The organism is Corallococcus sp. CA041A, assembly GCF_003612075.1.
GTDB classification, from domain to species: Bacteria; Myxococcota; Myxococcia; order Myxococcales; family Myxococcaceae; genus Corallococcus; species Corallococcus exiguus.
In genome coordinates, this window is sequence record NZ_RAWF01000523.1 from 1 (window position 1) to 1,684 (window position 1,684).

Consider the following 1,684-nt stretch of genomic DNA (forward strand, 5'->3'; position numbering starts at 1 on the left):
ACACCCACCCGCGCGCGGATAATCCCTCCCATGCGACGCCCTCCCCTCTTCCGTCCCCTGTCCGCCGTGCTGCTCACCCCGTTCCTCCTGCTCGCTTGTATCCCTGACGGGGACCCGGACGACACGCCCAAGGACGCGGGCGTCCAGGAGGACGGCGGCACCAGCGCCGATGGCGGCGGCGTGGAGCTGACGCAGTTCGCCCGCGACATGCTGGAGGCCCACAACGCGGCCCGCGCCGCCGCGAAGCCCACGCCGTCACCCGCGCTGGAGCCGCTCACGTGGGACCCCGCGGTGGCGGAGATCGCCCAGAAGTGGGTGGACAACTGCGATTACGAGCACAACGCGGGCCGGGGCAACGCGGGAGAGAACATCGCCGCCGCCACGCCGGACTACCTGAACGCGAAGACGGTGGTGAAGGGTTGGGTGGACGAGGTGGCGGACTACGACTACTCGAAGAACGCCTGCGCGTCCGGCAAGGCCTGCGGCCACTACACGCAGGTGGTGTGGCGCAACACGCGCCGCCTGGGCTGCGCCACGAAGCGCTGCACCGTCAATTCGCCCTTCGGGACGTCCAGCTGGGACTTCTGGGTGTGCAACTACGCGCCCCCGGGCAACTACGTGGGCCAGCGTCCCTACTGAAGGCCGCTGGCCCCACCGCGATGCGTCCTCAGCGCTTGAGCGTGCGCGCGAGGAACGCGGACGTCTCCGCCCAGGCGGACGCGGCGGCGCGCTCGTCGTAGCGGCCGCCGGAGGGGTTGGCGAAGGCGTGGTCCGCGTCGTACTCCACGATGCGGCTGCGCACGCCGGCCTCCTCCAGCGCCTTCTCGAAGGCCCGCACCGTCTCCGGCGGGATGGACTTGTCCTTCGTGCCGAAGATGCCCAGCACCTGGGCCTTGATGGTGGAGAGCTGCTGCGGGTCGGTCACCGGGTGGCCGTAGTAGATGACCGCCGCGCTCAGCTCCGGGATGGCCATGGCGGTGCGCAGCGACCAGCCGCCGCCGAAGCACCAGCCGATGCTGCCGGTGCGCACGGCCTGGATGCGCGGGTCTCCCTTGAGGAACGCGTGCGCGGCCAGCAGCGTCTTCGTGGCCTGGTCCGGGTCCACGGCCTTCACCAGCGCGAGCGCCTCGTCGGGGTTGGCGCCCACCTTGCCGTGGTAGAGGTCCACCGCGAGCGCCGCGTAGCCCTCCGCCGCCAGCCGGTCCGCCCAGGCCTGCACGTGCTCGTTGAGGCCCCACCACTCATGGATGACGATGACGGCGGGCAGGGGGCCCTTCGCGTTCGGAGGCAGGCTCAGGTAGGCCTTGGAGCCGTCGGACAGCTCCACCGGATGGCCCTTGCGCTCGGGGGCGGCGTCCGTGCGCAGGGTGTGCATGGCCTTGAACTCCTCCTCGGAGACGGCGCCCGTGGCGGACGGCGTGCGCGCCACCTCCGCCGGACTGCTCGTCGCGCAGGCGCCCAGCATCAGCGCCGCCGCCAGCACCCACGTGAGCCTCTTCATGTCCGGCTTCATCGTCCGTGTCCTTTCGGGCCCGGGCTGTCCGGGCCGCCTTCCGGGCGTAGCGCGGTGAAGGCGGACGCGCCAGCGCGTTGAACCCCGGACGCGAAGAGGGCCGGCGCGAGGGGAAGTCCCTCACGTCGGCCCTCGTTCCCGCCGCTCCCGTTAGGGAGAGGGGGTGACTAC

2 protein-coding genes are annotated in these 1,684 nt (G+C 71.7%); one reads left to right on the forward strand and one right to left on the reverse strand.

Going from position 1 to position 1,684, the window contains the following annotated elements; all coding sequences use genetic code 11:
• Positions 1 to 30 precede the first annotated feature (30 nt).
• Positions 31 to 639 carry a CAP domain-containing protein gene (locus tag D7V77_RS41855; protein WP_120581714.1) on the forward strand — a complete coding sequence of 203 codons (609 nt, stop codon included), beginning with the start codon at positions 31 to 33 and terminating at the stop codon, positions 637 to 639.
• A gap of 28 nt (positions 640 to 667) precedes the next feature.
• On the opposite strand, the gene D7V77_RS41860 is transcribed toward D7V77_RS41855, so the two are convergent.
• The gene (locus tag D7V77_RS41860; protein WP_120581715.1) at positions 668 to 1,501 is read right to left on the reverse strand and encodes a dienelactone hydrolase family protein; all 834 of its coding nucleotides are present in this window, start codon (positions 1,499 to 1,501) and stop codon (positions 668 to 670) included.
• Positions 1,502 to 1,684 lie beyond the last annotated feature (183 nt).

What these genes read in the sequence shown, in the direction of transcription:
- D7V77_RS41855 (WP_120581714.1), top strand. Translation starts at nt 31, where the DNA reads ATGCGACGCCCTCCCCTCTTCCGTCCCCTGTCCGCCGTGCTGCTCACC.
- D7V77_RS41860 (WP_120581715.1), bottom strand. Translation starts at nt 1,501, where the DNA reads ATGAAGAGGCTCACGTGGGTGCTGGCGGCGGCGCTGATGCTGGGCGCC.